This window comes from Kitasatospora sp. NBC_01287, from assembly GCF_026340565.1.
Lineage (GTDB): Bacteria > Actinomycetota > Actinomycetes > Streptomycetales > Streptomycetaceae > Kitasatospora.
Map to the genome: position 1 here is coordinate 7,818,009 of NZ_JAPEPB010000001.1, position 16,185 is coordinate 7,834,193.

Annotated in this window: 16 protein-coding genes and 1 riboswitch; of the genes, 8 read left to right on the top strand and 8 right to left on the bottom strand. The window is 74.9% G+C overall.

All coding sequences use genetic code 11. From position 1 onward, the window contains the following. Positions 1-12: 12 nt before the first annotated feature. The 5 genes from OG455_RS33470 to OG455_RS33490 all read left to right on the top strand — a co-directional run bounded on the left by OG455_RS33470 (position 13) and on the right by OG455_RS33490 (position 5,363). On the top strand, positions 13-249 hold the full coding sequence (locus OG455_RS33470) for a hypothetical protein (RefSeq protein WP_266300035.1): 237 nt from the start codon (positions 13-15) through the stop codon (positions 247-249). Continuing rightward, complete coding sequence (locus OG455_RS33475) at positions 246-461, top strand: hypothetical protein (protein WP_266300036.1); 216 nt, start codon at positions 246-248, stop codon at positions 459-461. Before OG455_RS33470 ends, OG455_RS33475 begins: the two co-directional genes overlap by 4 nt. 77 nt (positions 462-538) lie before the next feature. After that, positions 539-820: a hypothetical protein gene (locus tag OG455_RS33480; RefSeq protein WP_266300037.1), complete on the top strand. Its 282-nt coding sequence runs from the start codon at positions 539-541 to the stop codon at positions 818-820. A gap of 553 nt (positions 821-1,373) precedes the next feature. Continuing rightward, positions 1,374-2,552 carry a methyltransferase domain-containing protein gene (locus tag OG455_RS33485; protein WP_266300038.1) on the top strand — a complete coding sequence of 393 codons (1,179 nt, stop codon included), beginning with the start codon at positions 1,374-1,376 and terminating at the stop codon, positions 2,550-2,552. A gap of 81 nt (positions 2,553-2,633) precedes the next feature. Continuing rightward, positions 2,634-5,363, top strand: coding sequence for a SpoIIE family protein phosphatase (locus tag OG455_RS33490; protein ID WP_266300039.1), 2,730 nt, complete (start codon positions 2,634-2,636; stop codon positions 5,361-5,363). 79 nt (positions 5,364-5,442) lie between these two features. On the opposite strand, the gene OG455_RS33495 is transcribed toward OG455_RS33490, so the two are convergent. The 4 genes from OG455_RS33495 to OG455_RS33510 all read right to left on the bottom strand — a co-directional run bounded on the left by OG455_RS33495 (position 5,443) and on the right by OG455_RS33510 (position 7,826). Beyond that, the gene (locus OG455_RS33495) at positions 5,443-5,718 is read right to left on the bottom strand and encodes a hypothetical protein (RefSeq protein WP_266300040.1); all 276 of its coding nucleotides are present in this window, start codon (positions 5,716-5,718) and stop codon (positions 5,443-5,445) included. Positions 5,719-5,821: 103 nt separating this feature from the next. Beyond that, positions 5,822-6,715 carry a (2Fe-2S)-binding protein gene (locus OG455_RS33500; RefSeq protein ID WP_266300041.1) on the bottom strand — a complete coding sequence of 298 codons (894 nt, stop codon included), beginning with the start codon at positions 6,713-6,715 and terminating at the stop codon, positions 5,822-5,824. After that, positions 6,712-7,584 (bottom strand): CbtA family protein, encoded by an 873-nt coding sequence (locus OG455_RS33505; RefSeq protein WP_266300042.1) that lies wholly within the window; start codon positions 7,582-7,584, stop codon positions 6,712-6,714. The genes OG455_RS33500 and OG455_RS33505 overlap by 4 nt, the downstream gene beginning before the upstream one ends. Before the next feature lie 77 nt (positions 7,585-7,661). Further along, positions 7,662-7,826, bottom strand: a complete 165-nt coding sequence (locus OG455_RS33510) for a CbtB-domain containing protein (protein ID WP_353963038.1) — start codon at positions 7,824-7,826, stop codon at positions 7,662-7,664. Positions 7,827-7,917: 91 nt separating this feature from the next. After that, a riboswitch (cobalamin riboswitch) is annotated at positions 7,918-8,041 on the bottom strand. Positions 8,042-8,174: 133 nt separating this feature from the next. On the opposite strand from OG455_RS33510, the gene OG455_RS33515 reads away from it, so the two are divergent. Continuing rightward, positions 8,175-8,978 (top strand): DUF2470 domain-containing protein, encoded by an 804-nt coding sequence (locus OG455_RS33515; RefSeq protein WP_266300044.1) that lies wholly within the window; start codon positions 8,175-8,177, stop codon positions 8,976-8,978. A 149-nt stretch (positions 8,979-9,127) separates the two neighbouring features. Here the strand turns inward: OG455_RS33515 and OG455_RS33520 are convergent, their stop codons facing one another. The 4 genes from OG455_RS33520 to OG455_RS33535 all read right to left on the bottom strand — a co-directional run bounded on the left by OG455_RS33520 (position 9,128) and on the right by OG455_RS33535 (position 13,477). Then, positions 9,128-10,018, bottom strand: coding sequence for a phytanoyl-CoA dioxygenase family protein (locus tag OG455_RS33520; protein ID WP_266300045.1), 891 nt, complete (start codon positions 10,016-10,018; stop codon positions 9,128-9,130). Positions 10,019-10,308: 290 nt separating this feature from the next. Further along, positions 10,309-11,052 (bottom strand): class I SAM-dependent methyltransferase, encoded by a 744-nt coding sequence (locus OG455_RS33525; protein ID WP_266300046.1) that lies wholly within the window; start codon positions 11,050-11,052, stop codon positions 10,309-10,311. 72 nt (positions 11,053-11,124) lie between these two features. Further along, positions 11,125-12,330: a YcaO-like family protein gene (locus OG455_RS33530; RefSeq protein ID WP_266300047.1), complete on the bottom strand. Its 1,206-nt coding sequence runs from the start codon at positions 12,328-12,330 to the stop codon at positions 11,125-11,127. Positions 12,331-12,577: 247 nt separating this feature from the next. Further along, positions 12,578-13,477 carry an HEXXH motif-containing putative peptide modification protein gene (locus tag OG455_RS33535; protein ID WP_266300048.1) on the bottom strand — a complete coding sequence of 300 codons (900 nt, stop codon included), beginning with the start codon at positions 13,475-13,477 and terminating at the stop codon, positions 12,578-12,580. Positions 13,478-14,047: 570 nt separating this feature from the next. Between OG455_RS33535 and OG455_RS33540 the strand changes: the two genes are divergently transcribed. Next, on the top strand, positions 14,048-15,190 hold the full coding sequence (locus OG455_RS33540; protein ID WP_266300049.1) for a glycosyltransferase family 4 protein: 1,143 nt from the start codon (positions 14,048-14,050) through the stop codon (positions 15,188-15,190). Further along, the gene (locus OG455_RS33545) at positions 15,190-16,149 is read left to right on the top strand and encodes an NAD-dependent epimerase/dehydratase family protein (RefSeq protein WP_266300050.1); all 960 of its coding nucleotides are present in this window, start codon (positions 15,190-15,192) and stop codon (positions 16,147-16,149) included. Before OG455_RS33540 ends, OG455_RS33545 begins: the two co-directional genes overlap by 1 nt. Positions 16,150-16,185 lie beyond the last annotated feature (36 nt).

Consider the following 16,185-nt stretch of genomic DNA (forward strand, 5'->3'; position numbering starts at 1 on the left):
GAGGAACTACCGGTGAACGCACGCAGAAAGCCCCCGCGGGCGCTGTACACCCCCCAGCTCGGGGAGTTGGTCCGCGATGAGAAGCACGGCGTGAACGGGCTGTACATGGGCCCCGGATACGGCAAGCACCCCACGGTCTTCCTCCGGCCGACGGGCGGCGGCATGGAGTGGGAGACCCCCGCGAGCGAGATCCAGCGGCTGCCCCAGCAGCCGGAGTTGGACCCGGTACCGCCCCCGGGCACCCGGTGAGCGCCGGGTGCGGGCCGATCCCGCTGCCGCCGAGTCGGCAGTGGCGGTTCGGGCGCTGCTCCTGCTGCGACCGCCAGACCCTGGTCGCCCCCGGCCCGCAGATCCACACCGTGGACGGCCGCGCGGTCACCCTGCCCTACTGCGTGGACGGCTTCGAACGCGCCGCGCGCTACGTCCACCGGGTGGGGCTGCGGGCGTCGGTCCGTGGGTGATCGCGTGGGCTGGACGGCGTCCAACTCCGTTCCCGCGGTGGGGTGCGGACGGTACTCGAACATGAAGGGACGCACGAGTGAGCACGACGAGCGCTGTTCGCCGACCCGGTGACAGCCTGGCTCGGCCCTACGACCACGCCGCCGCGGAAGCCGACCTGAACCACCTGGGTCGAGAGCTCGACCGCCAGGTGACGGCCAGGACCGGCATCAGCGACGCCGAACTGAACGCGACGCTCGGCACGATGAGCGGGGTGCACCGCCGGGTCCTCGCCGAGCAGGCCGCCGAGCTCTCCGCCGGCCGCCCGAAGGCGCCGGCCGTCCGGCAGCATCGGAGCGCCCGCGCGCCGCGCGCCGCGTGAGCGGGCCCGCCCGCCGGGCCGGCGCCGCCGACCTGACCGACCCCACCTGACCCCGTGCCGGTCGCCGGTTCCTCCCCCCCGACCGGCACGGGCCCCTGCCCCGGTCCTGACCACATACCGTTCCGTGCCAGGGTCGTGGGTGTCGAGGACCCCGCGACGGTTCGGCTTGTCTCCTCGGCTTTCGACACCGTGTGGGAGCGCGGCACTCCGCATGACGAGTACAGCGTCTGACCTGCTCTCACCTTGCTGGCACCGGATCGCCGGACTCATGCTCTTGTCTCCGTCATCAAGCGCGCAGGCGGCGCGTCCTGCCCTCGCCAACCGCCTTGTCACGTCGGCGATGGCTGCCCTCGGGTGAATCCCCGCAATGCCGTGTGCCGGACGGGAGCCCCGATGGCGTTGATGGTAAGGCTGTTGCGGAGCGTCGTGCCGTGGTGCGGAACTCGATTGGCCCCGACCAGCACGGAGGTACCGAGATGGGTGAGCACGGCGACGGCCAGGGCGGCAAGAGGCAGGACGGCAGCACTCAGGGATCCGGACACGGCGGCGGCAGGTGAGCGGCGGGACGCCCGAGGGGGCGGGCCCGGCGGGGCTCGCCTCCGCGCTGCTGGCCTCCGGCGCGCTCGGCTCGGAGTGGCTCGGCTCGTTCCACGCCGTACCCCGCGAGTTGTTCGTCCCGGAGCGCATCTGGCCGGGCATCGCGGACGGCACGGGGCAGGACCCCGTGGTGTACCGGTCGGTTGACGCCGGTGCCTGGTGGCGGGCGGTCTACTCGGACATCCCGTTGACCACGCAGTGGGATGACGGCGAGCACGAGGGGGACGGGCTCGGCACCACCCCCAGCTCGTCCAACTCGATGCCCACGATGGTGTTCTCGATGCTCCGGGACCTGGACGTCCGGCCGGGCGACCGGGTGTTGGAGATCGGCACCGGGACGGGGTGGAACGCGGGTCTGCTGGCGCACCGCCTCGGTGACCGCAACGTGGTGACGGTCGAGTACGACCCGGACGTGGCGCGCGGCGCGCGGGAGAACCTGCTCCGGGCCGGACTGCACCCCGAGGTGATCGAGGGTGACGGCCGCTCGGGCTGGGCGGGCGGCGCTCCGTACGATCGCGTCATCGCCACCTGCTCCCTGGTCGGGATCCCACCGGCGTGGCTGGAGCAGACGGCGCCCGGCGGGGTCATCGTCGCGCCGTTCGGCACGGAGTACGGCGGGGAGGGCATCGTCCGCCTGACCGTCGACGCCGATGGCGCCGGCGCGTCCGGCCGGTTCACCGGGGGATCGGCGTTCATGCGGCTGCGCCAGCAGCGGACCGACCGGCCGCTGGTCGACGCCTACCTGAACGGCCGGGAGTGGCCGGCGGACGGGGTGCGGAGCGTGACCACGCTGGCCCCGCCGGAGACGGGGGGCTGGTCGGCACTGTTCGCGATCGGGCTGGGCGTGCCGGGCGCGTTCTGGCGGGCGGAGCGCTACGCGGACGGCGCGTACACGCTGTGGCTGTACAGCGGGGACACCCTCTCCTGGGCCACGGCCGACTACGTGCGCGGCCGCACGTCGTTCGAGGTGGTGCAGTCCGGGCCGCGGCAGCTCTGGGACGAGGTGGCGGCCGCCTGGCAGTGGTGGGACGACCGGGGCCGACCGGGCTTCGACCGGTTCGGGCTCACGGTCACCCCCTCGGGGCACACGGCCTGGCTGGACGAAGCGGGGAACCCGGTGCCCGTCCGGAGCTGAACTCCACGTCGCCCGTCCCCGGGCTCCCGCCAAGGCCGCGGCCGGATTGACACCCCTGCTGGGTGGGGTTAGAGAGGGAGGGTGCGTGAGGGCGAGCCGTCGGGCCCCAGCGGGCCGCGACCGGCCGGCGGAAGCAGGGCGAAGCACACCGGGAGTGCCCCGGGCGGCGTCCGCGGTACCGGCCGGTCCCATGAGCCCCGCGACCCCCATGAGCCCCGCGACCTCCATGAGCCCCGCGACCCCCATGACCCCCGCGAGTGCCAGGACTCCCGCGACGAGGTCCTCGCCACCGCCGCGCGCAAGGCGGTGCTCTCCACCGAGGCGTACGGCTGCGTGATCTACCTGCGCTCCCGCGACCGCCGCGCGCTGCTGCTGACCACCGTGGCAGGGGTGCCGGTCTCGCTGCTGGACGGGTTCCGGCGGCTGCCCGTCGGCGCCGCGCTGCCGGCCTCCGCCGCCTACCGGGACGGCCGCACGATCACCCTCACCGGGCCCGAGGAGACCATGCGGCGCTTCCCGCAGCTGCTGGTCGGCCTGCCGTACGCGTTCGCCTCGGTCTGCGCGCCGATCGCGAGCGGGGCGGAGAGCTTCGGGGTGCTGTGCGCGCTCTGGCCGGCATCGGAGGACGGCATCGCCTCGACCGCCCGGCGCCACCTGCGCACCCTGGCCAACCGGCTCGGCGCCTCGCTGGCGGCGCTGGCCGAGCGCGGCGACCCGGTCGAGTCCGCCGGCGGCATCGCGATCGTCGAGCTGCCGGCGCCCACCGGACCGGTGGCCTCCCTGGGCCTCTTCGAGTGGAACCTCGCCACCGACGTCCTCACCGTCGACGAGCGGGCCCGCGCCCTGCTGGGCCTGGACGCCGGTGCCGCCGACCCCCGCGGCGCCGACCTCGCGCGGCTGCTGCACCCCGGCGACCTCGCCACGCTGCGCGCCGCCGGCGCCACCGCGGGCGCCGATCCCCGGCAGCCGGGCCGCTCGCTGGCGCTGCGCCTGCGCCTGCGACCGGCCGCGCACGGGCACAGGCACGGGCACGAGCACGGGCACGAGCACGAGGGCGGGCACGACTGGGGCGCCCGGTCGATCCAGCTGTGGGCCAGGCCGCTCGGCTCGGCCCCGGGGCACCTGGCCGGCGCGTTGCTGGACATCTCCGGCGGGGAGGCCGCCGCCGGGGCGGTCGAACGGCTGCGGCACGGGGTCTTCTCGCTCGATCCGGAGGGCTGGATCACCTATGCCAACCGGGCCACCGAGATGATGCTCGGGGCCGGCCGCGCCGAACTGCTCGGCCGCCACCCCTGGGAGGCGCTGCCCTGGCTCGCCGATCCGACCTACGAGGACCGCTACCGGGCGGCGATGCTCTCCCAGCAGCCCACCTCGTTCCTGGCCTGCCGCCCGCCCGAGCACTGGCTGGCCTTCTCGCTCTACCCGGACGCGCACGGGGTCACCGGCACCGTGGTCCCCGCGACCGCCCCGCCGACCGCTCCCGGCTCTGGTCCCGGGCCTGCCCCCGGGCCTGCTCCCGCTCCCGGGCCGGGCCCGTCCGCCCCCGGCGCCCCCGCCGCCCCGGCCGGCCTGGACGCGCCGGTGCCGGCCGGGCCGGGCGCGATGCACCACCTGATGCGGCTGGCCAGCCTGCTGACCCAGGCGGTCACCGTGCGCGAGGTGTGCACGGCGGTCGCGGAGCAGATCCTGCCGGCCTTCGGCGGCCAGCAGCTGGCGATCTACGTGGTGCGCGACAACCGGCTGCACCTGGCCCTGCAGTCCGGCTACCCCGACGGCTTCCTGGACCGCTTCGAGGGCTCCCCGATGCGGGCCAGGCTGCCGGGCGTCGAGGCGCTCAGCACCGGCTCGCCGATCTTCTTCGAGTCGGTCGACGAGCTGGCCGCCGCCTACCCCGGGATCCCGCTGGACGAGCGTTCGGCCTGGGCCTTCCTGCCGCTGATCGCCTCCGGCCGGCCGGTCGGCAGCTGCATCCTGGGCTTCGAGGACTCCCGCCCGTTCACCCCGGACGAGCGCGGCGTGCTGACGGCCCTGGGTGGCCTGATCGCCCAGGCGCTGGAGCGGGCGCGGCTGTACGACACCGAGTTCGCGCTCGCCCGTGGGCTGCAGCACGCGCTGCTGCCGAACCGGCTGCCGGAGCCGCCGGGCCTGGAGATCGCCGCCCGCTACCTGCCGGGCACCAGCGGCATGGAGATCGGCGGCGACTGGTACGACGTGATCGTCACCGGGCAGGGGGTCAGCCTGGTGATCGGCGACGTCGAGGGGCACAGCGTGGCCGCGGCCGCGACCATGGGCCAACTGCGCAGCATCGTCAGGGCGTTCGCGACCAGTCGGACGCCGCCCGAGGAGGTGCTCGCGCGCACCAACCGGCTGCTGGACGAGCTGGACCCCGGGCTGCTGGCCAGCTGCCTGCTGATCCGGGTGGACCCGCTGACCGGCCACGCCAGGGCGGCGCGCGCCGGGCACCTGCCGCCGCTGCTGCGCCATCCGGACGGGCACACCGAGGTGCTGGACCTGGCGGGCGGCCCGCTGCTCGGGGTCGATGCCGCGGCGGTCTTCCCCGCCGGCGAGCTGGTGCTGCCGGCCGGTTCGGTGCTCGCGCTCTACACCGACGGGCTGGTCGAGGAGGCGGGGATCGCGATCGACCAGGGCATCGACCGGCTGCGGAGCTCGCTCGCGCACGCCGGGACGGCCTCACTGGAGTCGCTCGCCGACCGCCTGGTCGGCGACGCCCGCCGCTCCACCCACCGGGTGGACGACGTCGCGCTGCTGCTCACCCGGCGCGAGGAGGAGCCGACGAGGGGTGGCGAGTGAGCCCGCGCAGTGTCGTCCGCGCGGTGCCGCCCGCGCGGTGCCGCCCGCACTTGGCGGCGGCGCCCGTGACCCCCGCGGATCAGTCCGTGCGCGGATCGGCGGGCGGGCCGGGCTGCGGCTGACGCGATGGCAACTTCCCACCCGGGCCCAGGCGGTGTGCCCGGATCCGAACGAGCAGCTCCGCCGCCGAGCCGCTCGGCCCCGCCGAGCCCGCCAGTGCCTCTTCGACCTCGGCCAGCAGCGCGTCCACGTCGTTCAGCGCGCGCTTCAAGGCCTGGATCTGCGGGCCCTGGGCGCCGGCCTGGCGGCGGGAGCGGGCCAGGTTCTGGTACTGCTCGACGGGCAGCAGGACCATGTCGACGCCGTCGACGGTCGCCCTGCGGGGTTCCGGGGTCCGGCTCGACTATCGACCTACTCTCGCTCTGACGAGGCGTCAGCCGCCGTCTGCTGGAGGGGAGTCAGCGCAGACCGGCACGGCCGGGCAGCGGGCGCGGGCGGCCGGTGAGCACGCAGTCCCCGCAGAGGGCGCCCGCGCGGTCCGGGGCGGCCCGGTAGATCAGGCAGCAACTGCGACGGCGGAATCCGCCGCCGTCGGCCGTCGGGCCGCCGGCGCCGCGCAGGGGCGGCCGGTCGAGCAGCTGGGTGGCCAGTTCGCCTGCCCGGCCCGCGAGTTCGGGTGCTGTGCGGGCGATCGCCGAGGCCGCGCCGTTGACCGCCGAGGCGACGTTGCCCCAGAGGATGTGCGGGGAGAGCGAGTACGCGCCGGCCGCCGCCACCAGCTCGCGGATCGGCCCGTCGAGCAGGTCCCGGGCCAGCCGGTCCGCGAGCCCGACCGGGTCCCAGGGCTCGCCCGTTTCCGGCTCCTGGTCCGCGCTCGCGCTCGCGCTCGCGCCCGGGTCCTCGCCCGGGTCCCCGCCCGCGCCCCGTCCGGTGGTCCGTCGCGGCAGTGAGAGCGGGAAGGGCCCGCCCGGTACCGGCTGCCACCACGCCCGGCGCGGGTCGAACGGGAGCGCCTCGCCGGTCAGCACACCGACGGCGAAGGCCGGGGAGAGCAGCCGGGAGGCCAGCCCCAGCTGGGTCACCGAGGCGGCCACCCGCTCCTCCACCGCCGTCACCGGCTGCCCGCCGGCCGCCGCGAGGTAGCCGCGCACGGCGGTCACCCGCGCGCGCAGCACCGAGGGGTCATCCAGCAGTTCACCCAGTGCTCGCCAGGGCGCCGGCGGCGGCCCAGGGATGCCGCTCTCCTGGCGGGTCTCGAAGGCGAAGAACGGCCCGAGGGCCGCGACCCGTGCGGGCGTCGCGGCCTTCGGGTCCGGTCGCGCCGGGGCGCACCGGTGGTCCGGCTCGGTCATACCGCCCCGACCGGCTTGGCCCGGACCGGCGTGGCCTGGGACGCCGTCCGCTCCTTCGGGGCGAGCAGGCGCTCGGCCAGCGGGCCGAAGACCAGGCCGAGGACGGCCCAGAGCAGCAGTTGCGCGATCACCGAGTAGAAGCGGAACTCGAACAGCGTGTCGGCCGGGAAGCCGGGGAAGACGATGGTGCCGCCCGGGTCGGTCAGCGGCTGCGGCGTCTCGGTCGCGTGGTGTCCGAACTCACGGACGTTGTCCGACAGTTCGCCGAGCGAGGGGAGCAGCGCCATGATCACGCCGAGCACCACCGCGTAGGCCGCGCCGGCCAGCAGGGTCGCGTTCCAGTTCCCGAACCTGGCCTGCAGTCGCTTGCCCAGCCAGACCGCCGCGATCAGGAAGACGACCGAGCAGAGCACCATGGCGAGGTAGAGGTTGCCCCGGTCGCGGATCGTGTCGGGGTGCCCGATCGACGGCGGGTTCGCCGGGTACTTCACGAACGGCACGAAGTAGATGCCGAGGAAGCCGCCCAGCGCCACCAGCATGGCCAGGGTGCGCGGCCGCAGCTTGCCGACCCGGCCCAGGCAGACGGTGTACGCCACGGCGAACAGCGCGCCCATCGCCATGCCGAAGAAGACCATGCCGACACCGATGCCGATGTTGGCCTGGATGGTGCGGCTGAAGATGTCGGGGCCGGAGTCGGCCATCGGCAGCCCGGCGGCCTTGTCCAGCGTGCTCTGCGCGGCGTCGCGCGCGCTCTCGTAGCTGATCGCGGCGTCGATCTGCGGCTCGGCGAAGATCCGCGCGAAGACGAATGCGAGCAGGCCTGCCACTGCGCCGGCGAGCACGCCGCGCAGGATGAGTCTCTTTTCCATGTCCAGTTGTCCGTACTTCAGTTCGTCGGGCGTCGAGTTCGTCGGGTCCGTCGGTTTCGTCGGGCTCGTCGGGCTCGTCAGTGGCAGGGGAAGCCGAGGAAGTGCCGGGAGTCGTGGACGAACTCGTGGATGTGCATGTCCTTGCCGAAGACGGAGTAGGCGCCCTGGTCGACACCGATGAAGTAGTAGACCGCGAGGGCGATCAGCGCGGTGCCGACCAGCCAGGTCACGGCCTTCGACACCGGCAGCACCACGGGAGTGGGCAGCGCGCTGGAACTGGGCAGACTGGTGCTCACAGGTGAGTCTCCTTCAGGGGATCGTGCGTCCCGCTAGCGTGTGGAGTGCGGTGATGGCGTCGTATCTGACTGGCGCACCGCCCGGGGGCGATCCGCTTCACAGTGGCGCGACCGTGCTGGATTCCCACCAGCTTCCTTACGCCATCACTACCTGAGGCAGGGTAGGGCGCGGCCGATGCGCCGTCAATCGCGCGTCACCGGGATCACCCCCGCCGAGGTCGGCCGGCCCTGGGCCGGCACCGTATCGCCCGCTCCGCTAAGGTTAGGCAAACCTAACTTGAGTGGAGGTGTGGCATGGCTGCCACGCACACCCGTACGACGGGCGCCGACGCGGCGGAGCGGGTCCGCACGGTGCTGGCCGCCGCCGACTCGCTGGCCCTCGCCACCGAGCGCCACAGCTACGACCTGATCGGGGTGCACGCGCTCGACCCGGACGGCGGCCTGACCATGCGGGTGCCGCGGGACACCCCGCTGGCCGCCGAGCACGCCCAGGCCCCCCGCGGCGCGCTGGCCTGCGTGGTCGAGATCACCGACGTCGCGCCGGCTGCCGTGCGTGACCGGGTCCGCGCCCGGGTGACCCTGGTCGGCCGACTGCTGGCGGACGAGCGCGCGTCCGACGCGGCGGACCTCACCCTGCGCCTGGACCTCGCACACGCCACCCTGCGCACGGTCGAGGGCGGCAGCACGGTGGCGCCCGAGGCGTTCACCGCCGCCCGGCCCGATCCGCTGGCCAGGTGCGAGGCGCACCTGCTCACTCATCTGACGGATGATCACCAGGACGTGCTGGCCCTGCTCGCCGGTCTGGTCGGGACTGGGGCCGGGATCGGGGCCGGGGCCCCGCCCGGCCCGGCCCGGGCATGGCCGCTGGCACTGGACCGCCACGGCCTGACGCTGCGGTTGGAGCACCCGCACACCCGGCGCGACGTCCGGCTGCTGTTCCCGACCCCGGCGCGGACCGCCGACCAGGCCGGCGACCGGGTCCGCGCGCTGCTCGACGCCGCTCACCCCTGCCGGCACCACCACCATCACCACGGCGACCAGAACGGACCGGATGCCTCAGCCGGCAGCGGCTCCAGCGGGCCCGCCGGACGGCCGTGACGGGGGCGCCGCGCGGGCCCGTCCTCGACGTGGCCACGATCCTCCGCGCCGCGCCGCTGGCCGCCGCCCTCGCCACACCCCCGGCGCGCCCGGCGGTGGCAGTCCCGGCGGCCTGCCCGAGCACGGCGGCCTGCCCGACTCCGGCGGCCTCAGTGGCGCAGCCGGGTGAGCAATCGGTCGGCCTCGCGGCCGAGTTGGCGCAGCCCGCCGAGGGTGAGCGCTGACCGCGCCGGGGCCAGTGCCCGCAGCGGGGTGTCGAGCAGGCGCGGATCGAGGTACGGCACCCAGCCGGTGGCGCGCGGGTGGTAGCGCGGCGGGCCCAGGCAGAGCCGCTTGGTGACCACCCAGCGGGTCTCCGGACCGGTGTTCGGGCGGGTGGCGTGAAGCTGGTCGCCGGCGAAGACCAGCAGGTCGCCGGCCTCCAGCTCGACCTCCACCGGCTCACCGATCGCCTGGCCGGCCAGCAGCCGTACCCCGTCGTGCCGCAGCGGACGCCGGTACGCCTGCGGCCAGAGTGTCAGGCCGTTGTCCCGCCGCACCCGGCTGACGGCCAGCCAGAGGTTCACCGAGTTGACCGCGGTGTTGAACCAGGAGTCGGTGTGCGCCAGCGTCGGCAGCAGGAAACCGGTGTAGTCGCCCAGTTCCGCCTCCCGGCCGCGCACGGTGGCCTGCGGCGACATGATCCGCACGCCCAGGTGCGAACTCACGTACAGCCGCCGGCGCTGCGGTGGCAGGGCGCCGGCGAAGCGGAGCAGCAGCTGCTCGGCGGCCGGGCGCAAGCGGCGGTCCAACTCGTCGCGGACCGACCGGATCTGCCCCGCGTCGGCCACCAGGTGCAGCTGCTCCAGGCCTGACCGGTCCAACTTCCCGGCGGCCTGCGGCGAGACGGTGGCCGCGACCGAGGCCAGCGCCGCCCGTCGGGCCGACTCGCCCGGGGCGAGCAGGTCCAGCGCACCGCGGACCACCAGCAGCCGCCCGTCCAGCGCGTCGCGCAGGCGCAGGCCGCCGAGCGGCGCCTCGTGCAGGGTCGCCAGTGCCATGGGTCTTCCCCTCCGCCCTTCCCTCTCAGGTGGTCGGCCGGTCGGCCGGTGCGGTCGCCGGTTTGCTCGCGCGCGGCGAGAAGGAGAGCGGCATAGTCGGCAGGCCGTCCGGCAGGTGCCACCAGCCGTCCTTGTCCTCGGTCATGAACGGCAGCATCCGCCAGGCCGCGAACGGCCATTCGTGCGGGAACTCCACCCGCAGCCCGGCCGCCGCCAGGGCGCTGACGATGTCGCCGAGCGAGAGCCCCAGGCGTACTCCGTGCCCAGCCTGTTCGGCCTGCTCGGCGCGGTCATGCGGGCAGCTCGTAGACGCTGACGTGCCAGGTGCTGGTGTCGTCGAAGGGTGCCCCGGACCAGCCGCCGAAGCGCTCGCGCAGCCGCAGGCCGGCGGCCACCGCCATCAGGTCGAGCTCGCCGGGCGCGGCGTAGCGGAAGGCCACCCGGACGTGGCGGAACAGGCCCTCGTCGAGCACCAGGTAGTCGGAGACGTAGCGCTGGGCGGCGGGGTGGATCCTGCGGGTGCGGAGCACCGGGGCGCCGTTCGCGCTCGTCACGGGCTGGGCCCCGGCGGCCGCGCTCGCCGCCAGGGCTTCGGGCAGGTGGGCGTCGAGCACGAAGAGGCCGCCGGGCCGCAGCCGTCGCGCCACCCGGGCGAAGCAGCGCAGCTGGTCCTGCTGGGAGGCGAGTTCGAAGAAGCTGCCGTTGGCGACATAGACCAGGGCGAACTCCTCCTCCTGCTCGACCTCGGCGAAGTCGCCGATTCTGATCGTCAGTTGCTCGCCACCGGGCTTGGCACGCAGCTGTTCGACCATGGTCTTGGCGGCGTCGATGCCGTGCACCTGGTGCCCGCGCGCGGCCAGCGGCAGCGCCACTCGGCCCGTCCCGACGCCGAGTTCGAGCACCGGGCCGGGCGGTGCGCTGCCGGTCAGCCGGGAGAGCAGCGCCACGGTGGCGTCCGTGGTGGCGGTGGTCGGGGTGAACCACTCGTCGTAGCGATCGGCGAAGTCGGTGGCGTAGCCGGGGGCCGTCGTCATCGTGCTCCTCGGGGGTGAGGGGGTGAGGGGGTGAGAGGGATGAGAGTCGGGGGAGTGGGCGGGGCGAGGGGGTCAGCCGAAGGGGTGCGGCGGGACGCCGGGGGCGCTCGCGGCGGGCAGCGGGCGGGCGCCGGGGGCGAGCAGGCGGACCACGGACAGTCCCTCCGACCGGAGTTGGGCGGGCGTGGTGTCCACGGCGATGACGTCCTGGCCGGTGTGCTCGGAGAGCAGCCGAACGGGGTCGAGTGGCTCAGTCGGGGCCGGTGTCGTCGCTGCCGGGCTCCGGGGTCGTGGGGGCGTCGTCGGTGGTCCGCTCCGCAGCCAGTGTGCCAGCGCGTCCTGGCCGCCGTGGTAGGTCCAGAGCGCGTGCTCGACGGCGCTGCTCGGCGCGCCCGTCACGGCGAGTCGCCGGTAGGCCCGCAGCGCTGCGGGGGTGCGCATGCTCCAGCGCACCATCAGGGCCTCGTGCGCGGCCCTGGCCAGCAGTTCCGCCCGCACGGCGGCAGGGCCGCAGCGAGCTCCGAAGACCTGTTCGCGGCGGTCGGGGGTGTGCAGGCAGAGCGCGACGACGACGGCGCGCCGGCCGGGCGCGGGCAAGGTCAGGGCGGTGGCCTCCAGGCCGAGGAGTTCGCACACCCGTCGGACCGGGAGCGGGAGTTCGCCGAGGACGGCGGCGGCGTTGGGTGGGTGCCGGGCCGGGTCGTGCCAGCTGCGGCGCAGCAGGTCGCGCTCCAGCAGCTCCCAGGCCGCGTGGTCGATGGCGGCGGACCGCTCCGGGTGGGCCGCCAGGCCGGTGGAGCCGGATCGGGCCGGCGCGGCGCAGCCGACCGGTGGGCGGTGCTGCAGGAAGGCCAGGGCAGCTGGGACCAGCAGCTCCGTGCCGGAGAGCAAGGAGGCGCCGGTGACCCAGAGTTGGCGCGTTTCGCGGCTCTGCGGCCCGGACCAGTGTGCCGGGTCGAGCGCGGGCACCGCGTGGCGGCGCAGCCCGGTGTGGTCCGCGGCGAGCGCGAGCGTGGGGGCGGCTTCGGCCGCCCGGCCCGCCAGCACGTTGCCCAGCCGTTCCAGCAGCTCGCCCCTGGCGCGCAGCGCGACCTCGGGAGCTGAGCCACCTGCCGCGCTGCCGATCAGCACCCGGTCCTCGCCCGCGCTCGTGGTGGTGTCGAAGAGCGGGCTGCGAGCGGCGACCCGGCCGAAGAGCAGCTCTGGCTCGTCGGGGAACGGGGTGAAGAGCTGCGGTGGCCAGCTGGTCGGCAGGGCGCGGGCTGCGGGCGGCGGCACAGGAGGGCTCCCGGGGAGTGGCGGCGCAGGAGGAGCGGGTCAGTGCGTGGTGTCAGACGGCGGAGTCAGACATAGGTGTCAAACGAACGTGTCAGACGTCCGTTTCAGACATTTGTGCCAGACTTATGTGTTAGACGCATGAGTTAGACGAAGGTGTCAGACGAGGGTGTCAGACGAAGGTGTCAGACGAAGGTGTTAGACGGACGTATCGGATCGCGACATCAGACACTGGTCTCAGACGACAGTGTCAGACGCCGCTGGGCCGCAACAGGCCCTCGCACTGGTCCAGCACGGCCAGCCCGTGTTCGGTGAGCAGGCCCCCGTGCTCCCGCAGGGTGGCGAGCGCCTGCCGGGCACCGTCCACGAGCTTCTGCCGACGGTCCGCCAGCACGCCGAGGTCCGTCTCCTGATCACGCAGCAGTCGCCGGTACAGCTCCGCGCAGCGGACCAGGACCACCGCCTGCTGGAAGAGCCCGGTGACCGGGCGCGGATCGGCGCGCAGCGGGGTCCGGACCAGGTCCGCGCCACCGGCGGCCGGAGTGACGAAGGGGCTGCCCAACTGGGCGGCGTTGCAGCGGGTGTGGGTGCCTTCGTGGACCAGTGCCTCGGCGAGGCGGACCGGACCCGGCAGACCGAGCGGACTGGTGCCCAGCCGGGCCCGGTTGAGGTAGACGGCGCCGTGGGTGGCGAAGTCGGTGAAGCCGTCGATCGCCCGGCCCTCCAGCAGCACGACCTGCGCCACGCAGACGCGCAGTTCGGCGAGCAACTGCGGCCAGGCGTCGCCGAGTCGGGCGGCGCTCCGCGCCAGCGCGGCGCGTTCGGAGGGCAGCCAGCCGGTGGGCCGGGAGCCGGCCGAGGCGTCGGCGCCGGCGGGCCGCGCGGCCAGCGCGCGCGCCACCGAGCGGCTGTGTGCCGGACCGGGCTCGGCCGGCTCCAGCGCCAGTGGTGGCCCGGGCGACGAGATCAGCCGGCTGCCGGTCGGCTCGACCGCCCCACCGTGCTGGGCGGCGAACGCGGCCGCCATCAGAGCGGGGCCGGTCGCGGCGGTGGCCGGGTGCCCGGCCGAGGTCAGCACTCCGCGTGCCACCCGTCGGACGGCCTGCTCGTCACGCGCGGCCTCGCGCGCATCGGGTGCTACCCGCAGCACCGGCTCACCTCCACCGAGTTCACACTCCACCTCTGGGACCGGACCTGCGGGGTCGGGAACGGCACGGCGGGTAGCCGGTGGCCGCGCCGGATCAGTCCTGGTCCGGCAGGTCGATCATGAGTGCGTAGTCGGGGAGATCCTCGGTGACCTGCTCGATGTCCTCGTGCTCCATGGCAGTCCTTCCGTGGCGGGTCGCATACCTGATGGAGCGTCAACTGACGCCCGCACCGAAGCTACGGCGGGCCCGGCCCGCGCACCATACGGCCCTCGGATGTGCTGCGCCGGAACCGGCCGCCGCCCGCCGCCCGTGCGCCGGGGGCACCGCCACGGGCCGCGCACCAGCGGCGCCGTGCGCGTGTTCGGGTCCTGGCATGGGAGGCCCGGGGCCGGGCGGGGGCGGTGGGGCACCAGGGGGCGGCGGATCTGGCCGATACCCGCCCCCTACGGCGTGGCCGTGCGCCGTGCTGCGCCCCGCGGTGCCACCGGCGGGACGGCGGGCACGGTTGTGACCGCAGGGGGCAGCGGGAAGCATGGGCGATCGTCACCACACCCCCGGAGGCCCCGAAAGCCATGCGGATCGCCTATCTGCACAGCGGCAGCATCCCCTCCGTCTACGCCAACGGCGTGCACGTCATGCGGATGTGCGACGCCTTCACCGACGCGGGACACGAGGTCGTGCTCCACGCGCTGGCCGGCACCGCGCCCGCCGAGGACCTCCACGCCTACTACGGCACCCGCAACCGCTTCGAGGTGCGCACCCTGCCGCAGCTGGGACCTCCCGAGGCCGGCCTCTGGGACCGGGCGCTGCGGGTGCGGGCCGAGCTGTGCCGTCGCGGCGTGCCGGACCTGCTCTACGGGCGGGACCGGTACGCGCTGCTGGCCTGCTCGGATCTGGCCCCGCTGGTGTACGAGACGCACCTGCTCTGGGACGAGCCGAGCATCCAGGGGGTGGAGCGGCAGTTGCTGCGCCGGCCGAACCTTCGCCGGGTGGTCTTCGTCTCCCAGGCACTGGCCGACGACTACCGCGCGGCCGTCCCCGAACTGGCCGCGCTGCCGGACGCCGAGCTGGTGACCGCGCACGACTGCGCCGATCCGGTGGCGGCCGACGGTCCGGTGGCCCAGCTGCCGGGCCGGGAGCAGGCGGTGCGGATCGGCTACGTCGGCCACCTCTACCCGGGCCGGGGCACGGACGTGATCCTCGCGCTGGCGGACCGGCTCCCCGAGGCGGAGTTCCACCTGGTCGGCGGCACCGCGAGCGACCGGGCGCACTGGCAGGCCCTGGCCCGGCAGCCCAACGTACACTTCCACGGGCACCTTCCCCCGGCCGAACTCGCCCCCTACTACCGGGCGTTCGACATCGTGCTGGCGCCGTACCAGCGGCGCGCCTACTGCGCGGGCGGGGTCGGTGAGATCAGCCGCTGGGTCTCGCCGATGAAGTTGTTCGAGTACATGTCCTACGGCAAGGCCGTCATCGCCTCCGACCTGCCGGTGCTGCGCGAGGTGCTGCAGGACGGCGTCAACTGTCTGCTCTGCCCGCCCGATTCGGTCGACGGCTGGGCCCAGGCGGTCAAGCGGCTGGCCGGTGACCCGGCGCTGCGCGGCGCGCTGGGCGAGCGGGCCGGGCGGCAGCTGGCGGAGCGGCACACCTGGCGGGCCCGGGCCGATCTGGTGCTGCCGGGCCCGCTCGCCGCCGCCGGGCCGGGGCGCCGCTGATGCGGGCGGTGGTGACCGGCGCGGCCGGGTTCATCGGCTCGCACCTGTGCGCGCACCTGCTGGCCGCCGGGGACACCGTGGTCGGCGTCGACGCGCTCACCGACGCGTACGACCCGGCCCTCAAGTGGCGCAACCTGCGCGAGCTGGCGCCGCACCCGGGCTTCAGCCACCACCGGGCCGACCTGCGCACGGCCGACCTCGCCGGCCTGCTGGAGGGCGCGGAGGTGGTCTACCACCTGGCCGGCCAGCCGGGCGTGCGCCCTTCCTGGGGGCGGGAGTTCACTCGCTACGCCGAGCGCAACCTGCTCGCCACCCAGGCCCTGGTCGAGGCCGCCCGGCGGCACCCGCTGCGCAAGTTCGTCTACGCCTCCAGCTCCTCCGTCTACGGGGACGCGCCGGCTTTCCCCACCCCCGAGACGGTCTGCCCCCGGCCGGTCTCGCCGTACGGGGTCACCAAGCTGGCCGCCGAGCACGTGTGCGAGCTCTACCGCGCCGCCTACGGCCTGCCCAGCGTCTCGCTGCGGCTCTTCACCGTCTACGGGCCCCGGCAGCGACCGGACATGGCCTTCGCCCGGCTGATCGAGGCCGCGCTCACCGGTGAACCGTTCCCGTTGCACGGCGACGGCGAGCAGACCCGTGACTTCACCTACGTGCGGGACGTGGTGACCGCGATGCGCGCCGCCGCCCGCGCCGACTTCACCGGCGTCGCCAACATCGGCGGCGGGCACCCGGTCTCGATGAAGCAGGCGATCGCCACGGTCGAGCAGCTGGTGGGCCCGGTCACCCTCGACCCGCGCCCGGGCGGCCCCGGCGAGGCGCGGCACACGGGGGCCGACATCACAGTGGCCGCAAGGGAGTTCGACTACTCCCCGCGGACCGGGTTGCACGAGGGGCTGGCTGCGATGGCCCGGCACGCGCGGGCGGGGCGGGCGGCCGCGCGGCGGAGCTCCGATGGCTGAGGGCCCGTCCCGTCCTACCCGAGGTCTTCGCCTCGG